Consider the following 20,238-nt stretch of genomic DNA (forward strand, 5'->3'; position numbering starts at 1 on the left):
AATCACCCCTTCGGCCGTTTTCGGGCAAGGTATGCCCACGCCGACCCATGGATGTCCCGTGCCCAGGTTCAGTGTCATCGTCCCCGTGTACAAGGTTCAGGCGTACCTGCACGAGTGCCTCGAATCCGTGCTCGGCCAGTCCTTCGCGGATCTCGAACTCATCGCGGTCGACGACCGCTCGCCCGACGGCTGCGGGGCGATCGTCGACGAGTTCGCGGCGCGTGACGCCCGGGTGCTCGCCGTGCACCTCCCCGAGAACGTGGGGCTCGGACGCGCCCGCAACGCCGGCCTCGAACGCGCCACCGGCGACTACCTGGTCTTCCTGGACGGCGACGACACCCTCACCCCGGACGCGCTGCGGGCCATCGCCGGCCGGATCGAGGAGACCGGGGAGCCGGACGTCCTGGTCTACGACTACGCGCGCACGTTCTGGTCGGGCGAGACCGTACGGAACCAGGTCGCGGCGCAGCTCACCGAGGAGGGCCCGGCGCCCTTCCTGCTGGAGGAGCGGCCCGGACTGCTGCGGCTGCTGATGGTGGTGTGGAACAAGGCCTACCGCCGGGAGTTCGTCGAGCGCGCCGGTCTCCGGTTCCCGCCCGGCTACTACGAGGACACGCCCTGGACGTATCCGGCGCTGATGTCCGCCGAGGCGATCGCGACCCTCGACCGGGTCTGCGTGCACTACCGCCAGCGGCGCCACGGCAGCATCCTCGGCACCAGCAGCCGAAAGCACCTCGACGTCTTCGACCAGTACGACCGTGTCTTCGCGCACGTCGCCGCCCACCCGGAGCTGGACCGGTGGCGCCCGGTGCTGTTCCGGCGCATGATCGACCATTTCGCCACGGTGTTCGTGAAGCGCGGCAGGCTGCCGCGCGCGGCCCGCGCCGAGTTCCTCCTCAAGGCCCGTGCGCACTACCGCCGTTACCGCGTCCCAGGTGCGCCGGCCGGCCGACGCACCCGGCTGCGCCACGCGATGGTCGGCCTCGGCACGCACCGCACGTACCGTCTGCTGTCGCTCCTGTCGCGGGTCGCGAGGAGAGCGGTGCGGGGGGCCGCCGGGCTGCGGCAGGCGGTGCACGGGGCCGCGCTCCAGCTCCACTACCGCGTGCAGCTCCGGCTCCCGCTGCGCGCCGACCACGCCGTCTTCTCCAGCTACTGGGGCCGGGGCCACGGCTGCAACCCGGGAGCCCTGGAGTCCGCGTTCCGCAGCTTCGCGCCGCACGTCCGCACCGCGTGGATCGCGCGCGCCGAGCACCACCACACGATCCCGGACCGGACGCGGCGGCTGCGTCCCGGCACGGCGGGGTACTGGACGGCGCTCGCCCGCTCCAAGTACCTGGTGAACAACGTCAACTTCGACCGGCGGCTGGTCAAGCGGCCCGGCCAGATCATGATCCAGACGCAGCACGGGACACCGCTCAAGCGGATGGGGCTCGACCTCCAGGACCGCCCGGCCGCCGCGCGCGGCACCGACTTCGCCGAGCTGCTGCGCGGGGCCGACACGTGGGACTACTGCCTGTCCGCCAACCGCCACTCCACGCTCGTCTGGGAACGCGTCTTCCCCTCCTCGTACACGACGCTGGAGTACGGGCTGCCCCGCAACGACGTGTTCCAGCACGCGACGCCCGGGGACGTGGACCGGCTGCGCGCCTCGCTCGGCGTCCCCGCGGGCACGGTCGCCGTGCTGTACGCGCCGACGTACCGGGACTACCGGCACAGCCAGCCGCACGTCCTGGACCTGGAGCGGGTGCTGAACCGGCTGGGCCCGCGCTTCGTCGTGCTGGCCCGCGCCCACCACAGCTACGGGACTCCGCTCGCCGAGGCGGCGGGCGGCCGGGTCATCGACGTCTCCGGCCATCCGAGCGTCGAGTCGCTGTGCCTCGCCTCGGACGTGCTGGTCACCGACTACTCCTCGCTGATGTTCGACTACGCGGTCCTGGACCGGCCGGTCGTCGTGCTCACGGACGACTGGGAGGCGTACGAGGCGGCCCGCGGCACCTACTTCGACGTGCGCGCCTTCCCGCCGGGCGCCCTCGCCCGCGGTGAGGACGAGCTGGTCGACGTCCTCGCGACCGGGTACTGGCGCGGCCCGGAATCGGCGCGGCTGCGGGCCGCGTTCCGCGAACGGTTCTGCCCGTACGACGACGGCCGGGCCGCCGAACGGGTCGTACGGCACGTGGTGCTCGGCGAGAGCGCCGGGCTGCCGCCGTTCGTCCCCCTCGCCGAGCGCCGCCCGGTCCCCTCGGCCGAGGCGGTCCTCGCGCGCGTCGCGGACCCGGGCGCCCCGGACTCCGGCCGACCGCTCGGGGGCGTCCCGGACCCGGGTCTGCCGTCCGGGGGCGTGCCGGCCCCCGGTGCCGCCGTTCCCCTGACCGAGTCCCTCTGATCCGGGGTCCGCGTGCCGTCCGGTCCCTCGCGGCCCGTGCCCGCCCGGCCCTCCACCCGGCGGCCGGCCGGGCGCCCCGGGCGATGAATCCCCTCCGGCGCCCTTGAGAGAAAGAGCAGAATGCCCCGCTTCAGTGTCATCGTGCCCACCTTCGGAGTCGCCGGGCACCTGGCCCGCGCGCTGGACTCGGTCCTGGCCCAGTCCTTCGGCGACTTCGAGCTGATCCCGGTATGCGACGGGCCGGACTCCCCGGCCACGGCGGTCGCCGCCGCGTACGCGGACCGGGACTCCCGGGTGGTCCCGGTCCATTCGCCGCCGTCGGACGGACTGGGCGCGGCGCGCAACGCAGGGATCGCGGCGGCGAAGGGCGCGTACCTGCTCTTCCTCGACGGGGACGACGAACTGGTGCCGGGTGCGCTGGGCGCCCTGGACGCGGGGCTCCCGGCCGGCGCGGACGTCCTCTACTTCGCGCACCAGCGGGTGCCCTGGTGGGAGGGCGAGCCGAGCACGCCCCCGCTCGACAAGGCCCCGGAGGTGCTGGGCGTGCACGTTCCGGCGTGGAGCGCCGTGTACCGCCGCGGCTTCGTCGCCGAGCACGGACTCGCCTTCCCGGACGGGCATTTCACGGACACGGGGTGGGGCGGCCTGGTGACGGTGACGGCCGAGCGTCCGGCGGTGCTGCGCACGGTCTGCGTGCGGCATCATCTGCGCCGCCAGGGCAGCCGGCTCAACGCGCCGGGCGAGCACCACTTCGACCTCCTCGACCAGGTCGAGCGGGTCCTCGTCCACGCCTCGGAGCGGACCCTGCCCGCGGCCCGGTCGAAGGCGCTGTTCGGCCGACTCTTCTCCCTGGTCCTGAAGACGGCCGCGCACCCGGCCCGGGTGCCCGCGCGGCGCCGCCGGGCCTTCTTCCGCCGGGCCGGCAGGCTCTACCGGCGGCACCGTCCGGCCGGGTTCCGGGTTCCGGCGGGCAGTCTCGGGGTGCAGCACCTGCTGCTCGCGGCGGGCGCGTACAGCGCGTTCCGCGCGCTGCGCGGCACGAACCGGGCCGTCTCCGGTGTGCTGCGGCGGGTACCCCGCGGGCGGACGCTGCGCACCCGGGCGCGCTACGCCCTCCAGCTGCGCCGCCCCCTCGACGAGAACCTCGCGGTGTACTGCGCGTACTGGGGCCGGGGTTACGCCTGCAATCCGGCGGCGGTCCACGCCAAGGCCCGCGAACTCGCCCCGCACATCCGGTCGGTGTTCCTGGTCGAGCCGGAGGCGGTGGACGCGCTGCCGGAGGACGTCGAGCACGCGGTGATCGGCAGCCGGCGCGCCTGGGAGGTGCTGGCCCGCGCCAAGTACCTGGTCAACAACGCCAACTTCGCGGACGGCGTGGTCAAACGCCCCGGCAGCGTGCACCTGCAGACCCAGCACGGCACACCGCTGAAGAGGATGGGCGTCGACCAGTCGACGTTCCCGGTGGTGGCCGCCGCGACCGGCAGCTTCACGAAACTGCTGGCCCGGGTGGACCGCTGGGACTACAACCTCTCCTCCAACCGGCACTCCACCCAGATGTGGGAACGGGCCTTCCCGGGCGGCTACGAGACCCTGGAGTACGGCTATCCGCGCAACGACGTCTACTGCACGGCGAGTGCCGAGGACGTGGCCCGGATCCGTGAACGGCTCGGGGTGCCCGAGGGCCGGACGGCGCTGCTGTACGCGCCCACGCACCGCGACCACAGCACCGGCTTCGAGTCCCGGCTCGACCTGGAGGCGTTCTGCGAGGCGATCGGCGAGCAGTTCGTCGTCCTGCTGCGCGCCCACTACTTCTACGACGAGGGCCGCGGGCGCGGCGGCGGGCGGATCATCGACGTGACCGGGCACCGGTCCTCCGAGGACGTCTGTCTGGCCGCCGACGCGCTGATCACGGACTACTCGTCGATCATGTTCGACTACGCCAACCTCGACCGTCCGATCGTCGTGTACGCGGACGACTGGGAGGTCTACCGGGAGACCCGGGGCGTCTACTTCGACGTGCTTCAGGAGCCGCCGGGCAAGGTGGCGCGCACCCCGGACGAACTGGCCGCGCTGTTCACCGACGGCTCCTGGGCGGACCCGGCCGCGGCCAGGCTGCGGGCCCGCTTCCGCGAGCGCTTCTGCCAGTTCGACGACGGCCACGCCGCCGAGCGGGTCGTGCGCAGAGTGCTGCTGGGCGAGTCCCCGGAGACGATCCCGCCCGTCCTGCCGCTCGCCGAACGCGTCCCGGCTCCCGCCGCGTCCACCCTCGTAAGGAGCTGACGTGCCCCGCTTCAGCGTCATCGTCCCCGTCTTCAAGGTGCAGGGCTTCCTGCGCGAGTGCCTCGACTCGGTCCTGGAGCAGTCGTACACGGACATCGAGGTCGTCGCCGTCGACGACTGCTCACCGGACGGCTGCGGGGAGATCCTCGACGAGTACGCGGCCCGCGATCCCCGGGTACGGGTGCTGCACCTGCCGGAGAACGTGGGGCTCGGCCGCGCCCGCAACGCCGGGATGCCGCTCGCCCGCGGGGACTACCTCCTCTTCCTCGACAGCGACGACACCCTCACCCCGGGCGCGCTGCGCGCCGTCGCCGACCGTCTGGACGAGACCGCCGACCCCGACGTGCTGGTCTTCGACTACGCGCGCACCTATTGGTGGGGCGGGACCCGCAGGAACGTGCTCGCGCGGGTCCTCGCGGAGGCCGGCCCCGGCACCTTCTGCGCGGCCGAACACCCGGAGATCCTGGACCTGTTGATGGTGGTGTGGAACAAGGTCTACCGCCGCGCGTTCGTCGAGCGCGAGGGCTTCGCCTTCCCGCCCGGGTACTACGAGGACACGCCCTGGACGTTCCCGGTGATGCTCAGCGCGGAGCGGATCGCGGCCCTCGACCGGATCTGTCTGGCCTACCGCCAGCGGCGCCAGGGCAACATCCTGTCCACCACCAGCCGCAAGCACTTCGACGTCCACGACCAGTACGAGCGGGTCTTCGCGTTCGTCGGCTCCCGGCCCGAGCTCGCGCACTGGCGCCCGTACCTGCGCCACAAGATGGGCGAGCACTGCCTCGACATCCTCTCCAAGGAGGACCGGCTGCCCGAGGAGGACAAGGCCGAGTTCTTCCGGCTGACGGCCGCGCTGTTCCGCGAGCACGGGAGCGGTCCCGTGCCGCCCGGACTGCGCGTCCTGGAGGGCGGTTTCGCCCGCTACCGGCTGCGGCGGCAGGCCGGCCGCGCGGGCCGGGAACTGGGCCGGCGCGGCCGTCAGGTCCGCCGGGCCGCCGCCGCGCGGGTCAAGCACGGCTGGTCCGCGGTCCACGGGCACCGTCCGCTGGACCCGCACCTGGCGGTGTACTCGGCGTTCTCGCACCGGGGGGTCCTCGGCGATCCGGCCGCGGTGTACGCGGCGGCGCGTGAACTCGCCCCGCACCTGCGCGGGGTGTGGGTCGTGCGCGACGAGGAGACGGCGGCGCTGCTGCCGCCGGACACCGAGCACGTCCTGCTCGACTCGCTCGCCTACCGCCGGATCACCGCGCGGGCCACGTACTTCGTGAACAACGTCAACTGGCCCGGCTCGCTGGCCAAGCGCCCCGGCAGCGTCCACGTCCACACCCACCAGGGCACCCCGCTGAAGTACATGGCCGCGGACCTGCTGCACAAGCCGGGCGCGCGGCACGGCGTCGACGTGCCGCAGATGCTGCGCCGCGCCGACCGCTGGGACTACAGCCTGGTCGCCAACCGGCACTCGGAGCTGGTCTGGGAGCGCGCCTACCCCTGCCACTTCGCCTCGCTGCGCAGCGGCAGCCCCCGCAACGACGTCCTGGTGCGGGCCCGGCCCGAGGACGGGGCGGCGGCCCGCGCGCGGCTCGGGATCCCGGCCGGGAACCGGGTGGTGCTGTACGCGCCGACGCGCCGCGAGTACGTCCGCGGCGGGCATGCCGAGCGCCTGGACCTGGCCGCGTTCGCGGACGGCCTCGGCCCGGACCACACCCTCGTCGTACGGCTGCACCCCTCGCTCGCGGACGGTCCGGCGCGCGGGACGGGGCTGGCCGAGCTGCACCGGCGCGGTGTCGTCCTCGACGCGACCGACGAACCGCGCGTCGAGGACGTGATGCTGGCCTCCGACGCCCTGGTGACCGACTACTCGGCCCTCATGTTCGACTACGCCAACCTCGACCGGCCGATCGTGCTCCTCGCCGACGACTGGGGCGCGTACGCGGCGAGCCGGGGCGCCTACTTCGACATCACCTCCGACGCGCCGGGTCATGTGGCGCGCTCGCGGCCCGAGCTGGTGGAGCTGTTCGCGTCGGGGGCCTGGCAGGACGGGGAGTCGGAGCGGCTGCGGGCCGGATTCCGTGCGCGGTTCTGCGAGTTCGACGACGGCCGGGCCGCCGAGCGGGTCGTGCGCACGCTGATGCTCGGCGAGCGGCCCGTGCCGCCGGCCACCGTCGCCCCCCTGCCCGCCCAGGCGGGCCACGACGTCCTCGCCCCCTCATGACCGGCCCCGCGACCGGCCCTCCGGACGGACCCGCACCGGGCCCCGCGCGGAAACCCGTGATCGGCACGGCGAACGGTCCCACGCGGGGACCCGTGATCGGCACGGCGGTCGGCGTCCCGGGCGGTCCCGGTGGTTCCAGCGGTTCAGGTGGTTCCAGCGGTTCAGGCGGTTCAGGCAGTTCAGGTGGTGCGGCCGGGGCCGGGCGGGTCCGTCGGTTCCGGGTGCGGGCCCCACGGACGGCCCGGGCCCGGGTGATCCTGATCGCCCTCGTCTTCGCGGTCCTCCAGCTCGCCAACGTCACCGGCCGGGACACCCCCGACACCAAGAACTACCTGTCGTACGCGCTGGACCTCAGCGGCTACGGCAAGCAGGAGGCCGCCGCCCTGACGATCGACTACGTCTGCGCCGGCAAGGCGTCCGTCGCCCGACGGAACCAGGCCGTCGACGTGGTGCGCTTCCACCGCGCGAGCCCGACCCGGCGGGTCGTCGCCGAGTGCCGGCGCGAGCAGTGGCGGGGCGTGTCCGCGCGGCTGGCGACGGGGCGGACGACGGAGCACACCGTGCCGTTCATGCCGCCCCGCTTCATGCGGATCTTCGAGGCCCGGCCGGGGTACCCGGTGCTGCTGGTGCCGTTCGTCACGGTGCTGGGGGTGACCTGGGGCCTGTGGGCCTCGGCCGTCGCCGTGACGGTGGCCGGGGGCGTCCTCGTCTTCCTGCTGCTGCGCACCCTGCGCGTCTCCACCGGCGCGGCCCTGACCGGGCAGGTCCTCTACTACGTCCTGCCGTGCGGCACGACGGCGATGCGCCCGATGACCGAGGGCCTGATGATGGCCCTGACCCTCGCGGCCCTGTGGGGCTGCGCGCTGGTCCTGGAGGGCCGCGCGCGGGCCGGGACCTGGCTGACCGGCGGCTGTCTGGCGGTCCTGTTCACGGTGAAGCACTCGCAGGCGCTGTTCCTCGGGCTGTGCCTGGGCGCCTCCTGCGCGGTGCTCCTGGCGCGCCGGCGCAGGTGGGACGGGCCGCTGCGGACCCTGGGCGTGGTGGCGGGCTGCGGCGTGCTGGCCACCGTGCTGCTCGCGGACGCGCTGCACCACCCGTCGCAGTCGGAGAGCCTGCAGGACCTGCTCACCGGGCACTACGCGCGTCCGGACCGCGTCCATCCGTGGCCGGAGTTCCTCCATCTGGAGTCGGCCTTCTGGATCGAGTGGACGCGCCGCCAATTCTGGGAGCCGCTGTTCCTCGCGGCCGTGCTGGCGGCCGGGTGGGGGGCGCTGCGCAGGCACCGGGCCTTCGCCGTCTTCCTCGTCGCGGCGGCGGGCACCGGGGTGCTCAACCAGGCCGCGCACCCCGACATCAACGTCTGGGGCGACCGGCTGATCGTGCTGCTGTGGCTGCTGCCCGCGGTGGGCCTCCCGCTGCTCCTCGACACGGTCGTCCGGCCCGGGGCGCGGCTGCCCGGCGGGCTGGTTCCGGGGCCCGGGCGGAAGGAGTCCGGGGTCGCCCGATGAGGTGATCGAGGGCTAGGCGGCCGATCGGGGCGGGCATATACGGCAGATGCCGGAAACCGCCGCTCCCCGTTCCCCCGCCGCCCGATGAGCGCCGACGTCGTCAGCCGGCGGGAGTCCGTCCGCGGCGCGACCGCGCTGCGCGGCCGGGGCCGCCGGCGTCCGACGCCGTACCAGGTCTGGGGCGGCCTGTTCTGGCTGGTGATGACGCTCGCCTACTGGCGGGTCCCATTGTGCTGCGACGCGGGCCAGCACGCGGCGGTCGTCGAACGGCTGCGGGCGGACCTGCTGCACCCGCGCCATCCGATGGCGGACCTGCCGGGCGCGGGCAGCCCGTACTACTCGCCGTACGCGGTGGCCCAGGGCGCCTTCGCCCGGCTGACCGGGCTCGGCGGCTGGGCGGTGGTGCGGCTGTCGGGGCCCGTGAACCTGCTGGTGCTGCTGACCGGCATCGGCCGCTTCGTCCGTGTGCTGACGCCCCGCCGCACGGCCCCGGTCCTGTGCCTGTTCGCGATGGTGCTGCTGTGGGGCACGGAGCGCGCCTGGTGGAGCGGCTACCTCGGGCTGATGTCGATGACGGGCAGCCTCGGCTATCCCTCGACGCTCGCCATCGGGCTGGCGTTCTGGGCCTGGGCGTTCACCGGCCGGCTCGCCGCGGGCACCGGCGGCCCCGTCCGGTTCGTGGGCCCGGGCGGCCTCGGGAGCCTGTGGGGGTACGCGGCCCTCGGCGCCCTGTACGGGCTGGTCCTGCTCGTGCATCCGATCACGTCGGTCGCGGCGGTGCTGGGCGGGGTGGCGTTCGCGGCGGGACCGCAGCGCGGCCGGCGTCCGGCGGTGGCGGCCCGCTGGCTGCTCGCGGCGGCGTCGGCGTTCCTCGTGGCGTACGCGTGGCCGTACTTCGACGTCTTCGCGCTGACCGGCGACCGCAGCGTGGACGCCATGCACAGGCGGTTGTACGAGTCGATGCCCGGGCACTTCTGGCTGGCGCTGACCGGGGTGCCCGCGCTGTGGCTGCGGGTCCGGCGCGCCCGGCGGAGCGGGGGGCAGTGGTGGCGCGATCCCCTGGTGCTGATGTTCGTACTGGAGTGCGCGGCGGTGGCGTACGGCTGGGTGAGCGGGCACTACACGTACGGCAGGATCCTCGGGCTCACACTGGTGCCGCTGCAGTTCGCGCTCGGGGTGGAGCTGGCGGAGCCGCGGCCGTGGGGGGTGTGGCGACGGGTGCTGGGCGGGGTTGCGGCGGCGGGCGCGCTGACCGGGTTCCTGACCGTGCAGGCCGGGGCGGTGGTGCCACGCCGGCTCGACCCGGTCGGCTTCGCCCAGCCGCCGCGCTGGCCGACGTACGACTGGGCGGCCCGGCACATCAGGCCCGGCGAGGCGGTCATCGCGGACGGGTACTACTCGGTCCACCTGCTCGCGGGCTACGGCCCGGACCTCGCGGCGCCCGCCTGGCCCGACCCGGCCCTCGCCGAGAGCGAGCGGCTGCGCCGGCTCACGGCGGTCCGCGCCTATCTCGACCCGTCGTCGACCAGGGCCGGACGCGCCGCCGTGGCCCGCCGTTACCACGCCCGCTGGCTGCTGCTGACGCGCTGGCGCCAGGTGCCCGAGGAGGCGACGGTGGTGGCGTGGAGCCCGGAGACCGGGGAGGTGCTGGCCCGGATCGGCGAGTGGCCCGGCACCCGCACCGGTGCGCCGGCCGGTGCAGGGGCCGGCGCGACAGGTGGTGCGGGTGCCGGGGTGAAGGCCGGCGCGGGGGTCCGTGCCGTTCGATGACGGACCGTCCCGCACCGGCCCGCTCGGTGCCGGTTACTCGATGACGAGCTCGACCGGGATGTTGCCGCGGGTGGCGTTGGAGTAGGGGCAGACCTGGTGGGCCTGCTCGACGAGCTTGCGGCCGGTGGCCTCGTCCACGGTGTCGGGCAGCTCGACGCGGAGCGTGACGGCCAGGCCGAAGCCCTCGCCCTGCTTGCCGATGCTCACCTCGCCGGTCACCGCGGCCTGCGTGACGTCGACCTTCGCGGCGCGGCCGACCAGGCCGAGGGCGCTCGCGAAACAGGCCGCGTACCCGGCGGCGAACAGCTGCTCGGGGTTGGTGCCCTGACCGCTGCCGCCCATCTGCGCCGGGATGCCCAGCTGGAGGTCGAGCGTGCCGTCGGAGCTGACGGCGCGGCCCTCGCGGCCGTGGGTGGCGGTGGCGACAGCGGTGTAGAGCGCGTCCATGGGGACCATCCCTCTCAAGTCGAGATCCTGCGGGGACCGCCGGTCCGGCGGCCCCACGACCAGAATTAGAGCACGCAATTCAATTGTGCACAACTCAATTGCTCACCAGAGCTATTCTGGGGTCATGACCGTGACACCCGCCCCGGGCCCCGGGGCCCCCGCCGCGGGGGACTTCCTCCGCCTCGACGAGCAGATCTGCTTCTCGCTGAACGCCGCCTCGCGCGCCTTCGGCGGCGTCTACCGCGTCCTCCTGAAGGACCTCGGGCTCACCTACCCGCAGTACCTGGTGATGCTGGTGCTGTGGGAACACGGCGAGCTGCCCGTGAAGAAGGTCGGCGAGCACCTGCGGCTCGACTCGGGGACCCTGTCGCCGCTGCTGAAGCGGCTGGAGGCGGCCGGGCTCGTGCGCCGGGAGCGCAGCGCGCGCGACGAGCGGTCCGTGCGGGTGGGGCTCACCGAGGAGGGGGCCGCGCTGCGGGAGCGCGCGCTGGACGTGCCGCGCCGGATCGCGGCGGCTACCGGGGCGGACCTGGAGGAGATCCGAGCGCTCCGGGCCCGGCTGGACCGGCTGACGGCGGCACTGGACGAGGCAGCCCTGTCGGAGGCTCCGGGATGCGCGTAGGCCGGCGCACGTAGAGGCGCAGCGTCACGCCCCTGCGCACGATCTGCTCCCGCCGCTCGAACTGCTCGCCGATCACGGCGAGCTTGAGGCGCTCGGTCGCCGCGCCCGGCCTCCAGGACCGGCGTGCCGCGAAGGGCGCGGCGACCACCCACACCCGGTCGAGCCGATCCAGCCTGCGGCGCAGTTCGGCGGGGCCCGCCTCGCGGCCGTACAGGGTTCCGGACGCGGGCGCGGGGACGCTCAGCGCGACGTCGCGGATCCCGCGGAAGCCCTTCGGGTACGCGAGGGCCGCGCGCCGCGCGAGGGACGGCAGGAACAGCACCGGGTCGCCGGGGCGCAGCTCGCGGTGGGCGACGACGGAGACGGCGGCGAGGTCGTCGGGGCGGCGGGCGGGACTGCGGTCCGCGCGCAGCAGCGGGAGCTGGACGGCGAGGACGAGGGTCACGGCGAGGACGCCGGTGGTGACCGCGTGGGGCAGCAGCCGCGGCAGTCTCGTCGCGAGGTGGTCGGCTCCGGCGGCCGCGAGCAGCGGGGCTCCGGCGAGCGCGTACAGGACGTAGCGCTCGTCGTAGAGAGGCCGCCAGTGGGACACCGTCAGCAGCACCGCCGGGGGGACGGCCACCAGCGGCAGGGCGACGGCCGGGAGCGAGAACGTGCCGCGCGGGGTGCGCTCCGGGCGGAAGGCGAGGGCGGCGAGGACCAGGTACGGCACGATCACGAGCCGGGCCGGTCCGGTGAACAGCCCGAGCAGCCGGCGGGCGCTCGCGAGGCCGGTGCGGGGCAGCCAGGCGACCTGTGCGGCCTGGTCGTGGGAGACCAGGACGAGGGGCACGAGCACCAGGACCGTGGCCGCGGCGGCGAGGGCCCAGGCCCGCCACACCCCGGCCGGTACGCGGACGAGCGCCAGCGTCGTGGCGTGGGCGAGGAGCAGCAGCAGGGCCATCTCGTGCAGCAGACAGGTGGCCGCGGCCGTCGCCGCGTAGGCGAGCCAGGGGCCGGGCCGGGTGGACCGGGCGGCCCGGACCAGCAGCAGGGTCGCCCCGGCCGCCCCGGCCGCGACCAGCGCGTAGGAGCGGCCCTCCTGGGCGAAGTGGCCGGCCATGGGCGTGACGGCGTACAGCAGGCCCGCCCACAGGCCGACGCGGGGGCGGCTCAGCCGGACCCCGAGCGCGGCCACGAGCCCGGCGGTCGCGGCGGCGCCGCAGACGGAGGGCAGGCGCAGGGCGACCTCGCCGGGGTGCGGGGCGACGGCGGCGTGCATGAGGAGGTAGTACAGGCCGTGCACGGCGTCCACGGTGTGCAGCAGGTGCCAGATCTGGGGCACCGAGCGCTGGGCGACCTGGAACGTCACGGCCTCGTCGCGCCACATGCCGCCGCGGTCGAGGCCCCACAGACCGACCGCGAGCATGACCAGGACGGGCGCGAGGACGGACAGGACGACGGCCGCCGTCTCCCGCCGCCGGACCTTCCCGCGCCGGGCCTCCCGGCGCCGGGTCCTCCCACGCCGGACCTCCCGGCGCAGGGCCTCCCGCCCCAGGGCCTCCCGGCGCCGCCCGGCCGGGGGTCCGGCCGCCGGACGCCGGGCCGTCGGCAGCCTCATCCACGCATGCACCATGGGAGCGATTTTTTGCTATTAACAACCTTTATTCGGTATTGACGGCGTATCGCGCGGCATGCCCCATCCATGCGGCTTACGATCCGGGCTTGATGAGCACCCTCCGGAACCCCCGCCCGCCAGGACGTGCCCGCGAAGTCTCGCCCGCCCTGGCCGCCGCCTGGCTGGCCACCCGTGCCCTGATGCTGTGGCTCCTCGCCCACGACCGGCTCGCCCCGCTCGGCAGGGGCGGGGTGTCCCGCGAGGTGGGCCATCTGTACTTCCACTGGTACGGCGTGCTCTCCCGGGGCTCGTTCCCGGTGGACGACCGGCTGTGGCAGTACCCGCCCGGCGCCGGCCCGGTGCTGCTGGCGCCCGGACTGCTGCCGGGGCTGACGTACTTCACCGCGTTCGTGGCCTGCACGCTCGCCGCCGACGCGGTGGTCACCGCCGCCCTCGCCCGCGCCGGGCTGCGCCCCGGCCGCAGTCCGCGCGGCGCCTGGCTGTGGGTGCTGGGCCTGCCCCTCCTGCTGCACATCCCGCTCGCCCGCTACGACGTGCAGGTCACCGCCTTCGCCGTCGTCTCCCTGCTGGCGCTCGCGCGCCGCCCGCGCGTGGGCGGCGCGTTCGCCGCGGCGGGGGCCCTGGTGAAGGTCTGGCCCGCGCTGGCGCTGATCGGAACCCCGCGGGGCCGCACCACCCGGCAGGCGTGGGCCTCGGCGGCGGTCACCGCGGCCGCGCTGCTCGCCGTCCTCGCGGCCCTCTTCGACGGCCCCTTCGACTTCCTGCGCCAGCAGGGCAGCCGGGGCGTCCAGATCGAGTCCTTCGGCGGCACCGTCCTGGGCCTCGCGCGCCACGCCGGCTGGCCGGGGACCGCCCGCTACCAGTACGGCGCGATGGAGTTCGTCGGCCCGTACACCGGCGCGGTCGCGGCCTGCTCGCTCGCCCTGACCGTCGCCGCGTTCGCGCTCGTGCTGCTGTGGCGGGTCCGCGCACGGCGCTGGACGACGGCCACCCCGTACGACGCGGCGCTCACGGCCGTCCTGCTGTTCACCGTGACGAGCCGGGTGATCAGCCCCCAGTACATGGTGTGGCTGCTGGGCCTCTGTGCCGTCTGCCTGACCTCGCGGCACACCACCCAGCGCCCGGTCGCCGCGCTGGTCCTGGCGGCGACGGCGGTCAGCGCGGTGGCGTACCCCGGGCTGTACGGCGAGGTGGTGCGCAGCACCTGGACCGGCTGTCTGCTGATGCTCGCGCGCAACGGCCTGCTCGCGACGGCCGCGGGGATGTCGTTCGTACGGCTGTGGCGGTCGGGCGTGTCCGCGGCCGCGCCCCGCGCCGCGCCGGCCGGGCCGGAGCGCGGCGCCCACCCGGCGCACGCCGGGCTCCGGACGCGACAGTGACCGCCGCTTGACGGAGAATTGCCCGCAATCCTTGCGATTTCGGAGCGGGATCACATGAACTCTCACCACGCGAAGGTCAGCGTCGTCGTCATCGGGTACGACGACGCCGCCCATGTGGCGGACGCCGTGCGCTCGGCGCTCGCGCAGGGTCCGGCCGTGCGCGAGGTGATCGCCGTGGACGACCGCTCGACGGACGGCAGCGGCGCCCTCCTCGACGCCCTCGCCGCCGGGGAGCCCCGCCTCAGGGTGGTGCACCGGCAGGCCAACAGCGGCGGCTGCGGCAGCCCGCGCAACGACGGCGTCGACGCGGCCCGCGCCCCGTACGTGATGTTCCTGGACAGCGACGACATCCTGCCGCCCGGCGCGGTGGACGCGCTGCTCGGCGCCGCCGAGGACCACCGCGCCCAGGTCGCGGCCGGGCTGTGCGTACGCCGTGAACTGCCCTCGGGCCGCGAGGTGCCCTGGGAACGCGCGCTCTACGCGCGGCCCGCCCTGATATCCCGTCCCTCGCGCCGCCCCCGCCTCGCCCACGACACCCTCTGCGTCAACAAGCTGTACAGCACCGGCTTCCTGCGCGAGCACGGCATCCGCTTCCCCGAAGGCCGCTACCCCTACGAGGACTTCGTGTTCACCGCGCGGGTGCTGGCCGCCGCTCCGCGCATCGCTCTGATCCCCGACACCGTGTACGTCTGGCACGTCAGGCGCGACGCGGAACGCCTGTCCATCTCGCTCGACCGCGCGGGCATCGGCAACTGGCGGGCGCGCACGGAGGCGAACCGCGCGGCGTACGAGATCCTCCTGGACGCCGGGGAGGAACGGCTCGCGCGGGCCGTGCGCGCCAAGTTCCTCGACCACGAGCTGCGGATGTACACGCGCGAACTGGAACTGCGCTCCCCCGGCTACCGCAGCGCCTGGTGGGACCACACGCGGGCGTACCTGTCGACGTTCGGGGCGGCCGACCTCGGCGTCGGCCCCTCGGCCCCCGGCCGCCTCGTCGCCCGCGTGATCCTCGCCTGCCCCGCCCCGCGCGACCTGCCCCGCCTGAGGGAACTGGCGGCCCGCCCGGCCCGGCTGCTGCCGCCCTACACCCGCGACGACGACGGCACGCCCGTGTGGTCCGCCGACCTCCCCGAGGTCACCCTGGAACACTTCCTGGAGCGGCCCGCCCACCTGCTGCCCGCCGCCGTCGACGCGGAACTGCGCCCCCGCGCGCGGGGCACCCGGCTGCGGCTGCGCCTGCACGAGCTGTACGGACGGATGGCCGAGGCGGGCCCCGCCTCGGTGGACGTGGAGTTCGTCCACCGGGAGGAGGGGCGGGTGGGCCTGAGCGGCACGGCGGTCCTGGTGGCCGACCGGCACGGCGCCTCCTGGCGCGCGGAGGCGCCGGTGGAGCTGTCGGCGCTGGGCGCGGGCACCTGGGATCTGCGCCTGTCCGTGCGCTTTCACGACGGTACGAGCCGGAAGGTGTCGGCGCACGCCCTCGGCGGCCCCGGTCTGCTGCGCCGCCGCGCGCTGGCTGACGCCCACCACGGTGTTCTCCTCGTACAGCCGTACCGGACGCACGCGGGGGCACTGGGGCTGCGGACGGCGTCCGGCTGGAGGGGAGCGGCCGGCGTGGTCTCCCGCAGGCTCCGCCGCCTGCTTCACTGATACGCGGACGCGGAGACACGAGGCCCGGACGCGGACACCGTCACGCGCGCCCGCCTCTCCCCGCCCGCGGGCACACGGTCCGCACCACGGACTCACACACGAGGGGAAGGGCCGCACATGACCTGGCTGATCACCGGCGGCGCCGGCTACATCGGAGCGCACGTGGTCCGCGCCCTGCGCGAGGCGGGCGAGCAGGCCGTGGTGTACGACGACCTGTCCACGGGGGTCGCGGAGCGGGTGCCCCCGGACGTTCCGCTGGTGGTCGGCTCGACCCTGGACGGCGGCCTGGTGGCCCGGACACTCGCGGAGCACTCCGTCACCGGTGTCGTCCACCTGGCGGCGAAGAAGCAGGTCGGCGAGTCCGTGGAGCTGCCGCTGCACTACTACCGGGAGAACGTCGAGGGCCTGCGCGTCCTGCTGGAGGCCGTGACCGCGGCCTCCGTGACGGCGTTCGTCTTCTCCTCCTCGGCCGCGGTGTACGGCATGCCGGACGTGGACCTGGTGACGGAGGAGACCCCGTGCGCGCCGATGAGCCCGTACGGCGAGACGAAGCTGGCGGGCGAGTGGCTGGTGCGCTCGACCGGCCGTGCGACGGGTCTGTCCACGGCCTGCCTGCGCTACTTCAACGTGGCGGGCGCGGCGGCCCCCGAGCTGGCCGACACGGGCGTCTTCAACCTCGTCCCCATGGTCTTCGAGAAGCTGACGGACGGCGCCCCGCCGAGCGTCTTCGGCGACGACTACCCGACGCCGGACGGCACCTGCGTGCGCGACTACATCCACGTGGTCGACCTGGCCGAGGCGCACGTGGCCGCGGCCCGTGCCCTCACCGCCTCTCCCGGCACCTGTCTGACCCTCAACATCGGCCGCGGCGAGGGGGTTTCGGTGCGCGAGATGATCGACCGCATCAACGCGCTCACCGGCCACGACCGGCCCCCGGTCACCGCCCCGCGCCGCCCCGGCGACCCGGCCCGCGTCGTCGCCTCCGCCGACCGCATCGCCGAGGAGCTCGGCTGGAAGGCCCGCCACGGCGTCGACGACATGATCGCCTCCGCCTGGTCGGGCTGGCTCCGCCACCACCCGGGCGCGAGCCGGCCCGGGCCCCTGTCGCCCTGACCGGGTCCGGGCCCCGGCGGCCCCCTCCACATCACCCCGTACGCTCGCCCCATGACCGCCATCGGCACCGTCCTCGGCTCCGCGGTGGGCGACGCCCTCGGCGCGCCCTTCGAGTTCGGCCCGGAAGGCGCGTTCACCCGGCGCTTCCCGGTGCCCGGGCAGGACGGCGAGATGTGCGGGGGCGGCGGCTGGGACCCGGGTGAGGCGACCGACGACACGCAGATGGCCGTCCTGGTCGGCGAGTCGCTGGCCCGGTACGGCCGTCTCGAACTCCCGGACGTCTTCGACCGGTTCCGGCGCTGGGCGGCGGCGGACCCGAAGGACATCGGCCTGCAGACCGAGGCGGTCCTGACGGGCGGCGACCCCTGGGACCTGGCAGCCGCCCTGCACTTCCAGAGCAGTCAACGCGGGGCCGGGAACGGCTCGTTGATGCGGGCGTCGGCCTCCGCCGTGTTCTTCGCCCCCCGCGGGCGGGACGCCACGATGTCCGCCGCGCGCCGCATCGCCGCCCTGACCCACGGCGACCGTGCCGCCTGGGAGGGCACGGCGGTCCTCCACGAACTGATCCGCGTCGCGCTGCTCGGCGAGGACCCCCTCGACGCGCTCCCCGACACCCTCGACGCCGTCCACCCGGACCACCGGGCCCGCTACGCCACGGTACTCGCCGACGACTGGCACCCCGACCTGGCGACCGAGTTCAACGGAGCCGTGTGGCCCTGTCTCGGCTCGGCCGTCTGGGCCGTGCGGACCACCGGCTCCTTCGAGGAGGCCGTGCGCGCCGCGGTCGACCTCGGCGGTGACACGGACACGGTCGCGGCGGTGACGGGCGCGCTCGCGGGGGCCGTGTACGGGGAGGACGCCGTGCCCGCCCGCTGGAGCGAGCCGCTGCACGTGCCCCTGCCGGGCTTCGGCGGGCGGGTCCTGCGGGCGGCCGACCTCGCCGACCTCGCGGTCCGGCTGGCCGGGCGGCGGCCCGCCGGGTAGCGCCGCCGGGGTCAGAGCGCCTTCAGCGCCGCCGCCGTCGCGCGGGCCAGGCTGGCCAGGTAGCCCTTGGGGACCTTGGGTCCGCGGACGACGACCGCGCGCCAGTACAGCGGTCCCGACATCAGGTCCAGCGCGAGTTCGACGTCGACGCCCTCGCGGATCTCGCCCCGCGCGACGGCCGACGCGACGATCCCGCTCGCCACCGACTGCTGGCCCTCCTTCAGCGCCCGCTGCATGGCGTCCGCGATCTCGGGGTTGCGGGCCGCCTCGGCCTGGAGGTCGGGGATGATCTGGCCGGCCACCGGGTGCCGCAGCGCGCGCGAGGTGACCTCGTACAGCAGCCGCAGGTCACCCTCGAGGGAACCGGTGTCCGGCGCGGGGAGCCCCTGGACCGCGATCGCCGAGACCAGGTCGAGCACGAGATGGAGCTTGGAGCGCCAGCGCCGGTACACCGCGGTCTTGCCGACGCCCGCGCGGCGGGCGATGCCCTCGATGGACATCCTGGCGTACCCGACGGAGGCGAGTTCCTCGAAGACGGCGGCGCGGATCGCCTCGGTGACGTCCTCGCGGAGGACGGCCGCACCGGCGGGAGCCCGGCGGCGCCGGGGCTTTCCGTCGGCAGGCGCGGGCGTGGCGGCACTCGCGGCTGTGTCGGCGTTCGTCGTCATACGCACCAGCATAGGGCGTTACGACGAAACGGTTGCGTTCCGACGTCGACTGGGCCTACTCTCGCGTTACGACGATACGGTCCCGTTCCGACGCAGGAAAACGGCAGGAAACGCCGTCGGAAACGCCCCGGGTCCGACCGCGCACCCCCACCCCCCGAGCGAAAGCAACGGATGTGAGCCAGGTCCTCAACACACCGCCCCCGACAGCGTCACCGGTTCCCCCCGCCGGCGACGCCGCGGCCCTCGCCGCCGAGTACGGCCTCGCGGTCAGCGGGGCCCGGCCCGGACTGATCCAGTACGTCCGTCAGCTCTGGGGCCGGCGGCACTTCATCCTCGCGTTCTCGCAGGCGAAGCTCACCGCCCAGTACAGCCAGGCCAAGCTGGGCCAGCTCTGGCAGGTGGTGACGCCGCTGCTCAACGCGGCGGTCTACTTCCTGATCTTCGGCCTGATCCTGAAGGCCAACCACGGCATGTCGCACGACGTGTACATCCCGTTCCTGGTGACCGGCGTCTTCGTGTTCACCTTCACGCAGAGCTCGGTGATGGCGGGGGTCCGGGCGATCTCCGGCAACCTGGGGCTGGTGCGCGCGCTGCACTTCCCGCGCGCCTCGCTGCCGGTGTCCTTCGCCCTCCAGCAGCTCCAGCAGCTGCTCTTCTCGATGCTCGTGCTGTTCGTCGTGGCGATCGCCTTCGGCAGCTACCCGGGCCCGTCCTGGCTGCTGATCGTCCCGGTGCTGTTCCTGCAGTTCCTGTTCAACACCGGTCTCGCGCTGATCGTGGCGCGGATGGGCGCCAAGACGCCCGACCTCGCCCAGCTCATGCCGTTCATCATGCGCACCTGGATGTACGCCTCCGGTGTCATGTTCTCCATCAGCACCATGCTGGCCAGCCGGCCCGAGTGGATCGCCCGGGTGCTCCAGGTGAACCCGGCCGCCGTCTACATGGACCTGATGCGCTTCGCGCTCATCGACGGCTACGGCTCCTCCAACCTGCCCCCGCACGTGTGGGCCATCGCCGTCTTCTGGGCCGTGGTCACGGCCGTCGGCGGCTTCATCTACTTCTGGAAGGCTGAGGAGAGGTACGGCCGTGGCTGACATCATCACGCAGGACACCCAGCCGCAGGACGCGGCGCCCGCGGCCGGCGACGGGCGCGTCCCGACCGTCATCGCGGACCGCGTCGACATCGTGTACCGCGTCAACGGCACCGGCGCCGGACGGGGCAGCGCCACCGCCGCGCTCAACCGCATCCTGCGCCGCAAGCAGTCCGAGAAGGCGGCGGGCGTGCGCAAGGTCCACGCGGTCAAGTGCGTCTCCTTCACCGCCTACCGCGGCGAGGCCATCGGCCTGATCGGCACCAACGGCTCCGGCAAGTCCACGCTGCTCAAGGCGGTCGCGGGCCTGCTCCCGGTGGAGAGCGGCAAGATCTACACCGACGGCCAGCCCTCGCTGCTCGGCGTGAACGCGGCCCTGATGAACGACCTGACCGGCGAGCGGAACGTCCACCTCGGCGGGCTCGCCATGGGCATGTCCCGCGAGCAGATCAAGGAGCGCTACCAGGAGATCGTCGACTTCTCGGGCATCAACGAGAAGGGCGACTTCAT

At 74.4% G+C, this 20,238-nt stretch carries 15 protein-coding genes; 12 read left to right on the forward strand and 3 right to left on the reverse strand.

Going from position 1 to position 20,238, the window contains the following annotated elements; genetic code table 11:
• Positions 1–58 precede the first annotated feature (58 nt).
• From ACFW6B_RS02090 to ACFW6B_RS02110, 5 genes are all read left to right on the forward strand, one after another.
• Positions 59–2,386: a CDP-glycerol glycerophosphotransferase family protein gene (locus ACFW6B_RS02090; RefSeq protein WP_386591351.1), complete on the forward strand. Its 2,328-nt coding sequence runs from the start codon at positions 59–61 to the stop codon at positions 2,384–2,386.
• 120 nt (positions 2,387–2,506) lie between these two features.
• A complete protein-coding gene (locus tag ACFW6B_RS02095) occupies positions 2,507–4,666 on the forward strand; it encodes a CDP-glycerol glycerophosphotransferase family protein (RefSeq protein ID WP_386591352.1) in 2,160 nt (719 codons plus the stop codon).
• Position 4,667: 1 nt separating this feature from the next.
• A complete protein-coding gene (locus ACFW6B_RS02100; protein WP_386591353.1) occupies positions 4,668–6,878 on the forward strand; it encodes a CDP-glycerol glycerophosphotransferase family protein in 2,211 nt (736 codons plus the stop codon).
• A 251-nt stretch (positions 6,879–7,129) separates the two neighbouring features.
• On the forward strand, positions 7,130–8,386 hold the full coding sequence (locus ACFW6B_RS02105; RefSeq protein ID WP_386591354.1) for a hypothetical protein: 1,257 nt from the start codon (positions 7,130–7,132) through the stop codon (positions 8,384–8,386).
• An 84-nt stretch (positions 8,387–8,470) separates the two neighbouring features.
• A complete protein-coding gene (locus tag ACFW6B_RS02110) occupies positions 8,471–10,156 on the forward strand; it encodes a hypothetical protein (protein WP_386591355.1) in 1,686 nt (561 codons plus the stop codon).
• Between the two features lie 33 nt (positions 10,157–10,189).
• On the opposite strand, the gene ACFW6B_RS02115 is transcribed toward ACFW6B_RS02110, so the two are convergent.
• Entirely contained in the window at positions 10,190–10,603 is a 414-nt protein-coding gene (locus ACFW6B_RS02115) for an organic hydroperoxide resistance protein (RefSeq protein WP_103549486.1), read from the reverse strand.
• A 124-nt stretch (positions 10,604–10,727) separates the two neighbouring features.
• Here ACFW6B_RS02115 and ACFW6B_RS02120 point away from each other — a divergent pair, with 124 nt between their 5' ends.
• Positions 10,728–11,225, forward strand: a complete 498-nt coding sequence (locus tag ACFW6B_RS02120; RefSeq protein ID WP_386591356.1) for a MarR family winged helix-turn-helix transcriptional regulator — start codon at positions 10,728–10,730, stop codon at positions 11,223–11,225.
• Here ACFW6B_RS02120 and ACFW6B_RS02125 read toward each other — a convergent pair.
• Positions 11,119–12,840, reverse strand: coding sequence for a hypothetical protein (locus ACFW6B_RS02125; RefSeq protein ID WP_386591357.1), 1,722 nt, complete (start codon positions 12,838–12,840; stop codon positions 11,119–11,121). The genes ACFW6B_RS02120 and ACFW6B_RS02125 overlap by 107 nt on opposite strands.
• 92 nt (positions 12,841–12,932) lie before the next feature.
• Between ACFW6B_RS02125 and ACFW6B_RS02130 the strand changes: the two genes are divergently transcribed.
• The 4 genes from ACFW6B_RS02130 to ACFW6B_RS02145 all read left to right on the forward strand — a co-directional run bounded on the left by ACFW6B_RS02130 (position 12,933) and on the right by ACFW6B_RS02145 (position 17,969).
• On the forward strand, positions 12,933–14,222 hold the full coding sequence (locus tag ACFW6B_RS02130) for a glycosyltransferase 87 family protein (protein WP_386591358.1): 1,290 nt from the start codon (positions 12,933–12,935) through the stop codon (positions 14,220–14,222).
• A gap of 54 nt (positions 14,223–14,276) precedes the next feature.
• Positions 14,277–15,872 carry a glycosyltransferase family 2 protein gene (locus ACFW6B_RS02135; protein ID WP_386591359.1) on the forward strand — a complete coding sequence of 532 codons (1,596 nt, stop codon included), beginning with the start codon at positions 14,277–14,279 and terminating at the stop codon, positions 15,870–15,872.
• A gap of 117 nt (positions 15,873–15,989) precedes the next feature.
• Positions 15,990–16,985, forward strand: a complete 996-nt coding sequence (gene galE / locus ACFW6B_RS02140) for a UDP-glucose 4-epimerase GalE (RefSeq protein ID WP_386591360.1) — start codon at positions 15,990–15,992, stop codon at positions 16,983–16,985.
• Between the two features lie 51 nt (positions 16,986–17,036).
• Positions 17,037–17,969, forward strand: a complete 933-nt coding sequence (locus tag ACFW6B_RS02145; RefSeq protein ID WP_386591361.1) for an ADP-ribosylglycohydrolase family protein — start codon at positions 17,037–17,039, stop codon at positions 17,967–17,969.
• An 11-nt stretch (positions 17,970–17,980) separates the two neighbouring features.
• Here the strand turns inward: ACFW6B_RS02145 and ACFW6B_RS02150 are convergent, their stop codons facing one another.
• Positions 17,981–18,649: a TetR/AcrR family transcriptional regulator gene (locus ACFW6B_RS02150; protein WP_386591362.1), complete on the reverse strand. Its 669-nt coding sequence runs from the start codon at positions 18,647–18,649 to the stop codon at positions 17,981–17,983.
• Between the two features lie 161 nt (positions 18,650–18,810).
• Between ACFW6B_RS02150 and ACFW6B_RS02155 the strand changes: the two genes are divergently transcribed.
• The gene (locus tag ACFW6B_RS02155; protein WP_386591363.1) at positions 18,811–19,731 is read left to right on the forward strand and encodes an ABC transporter permease; all 921 of its coding nucleotides are present in this window, start codon (positions 18,811–18,813) and stop codon (positions 19,729–19,731) included.
• A gap of 1 nt (position 19,732) precedes the next feature.
• The coding region (locus ACFW6B_RS02160) for an ATP-binding cassette domain-containing protein (RefSeq protein ID WP_386591385.1) at positions 19,733–20,238 on the forward strand (506 nt) is incomplete at its 3' end.

Origin of the sequence: Streptomyces sp. NPDC058751 (assembly GCF_042746485.1) — a bacterium.
In the GTDB taxonomy this organism is placed as follows: Bacteria; Actinomycetota; Actinomycetes; order Streptomycetales; family Streptomycetaceae; genus Streptomyces.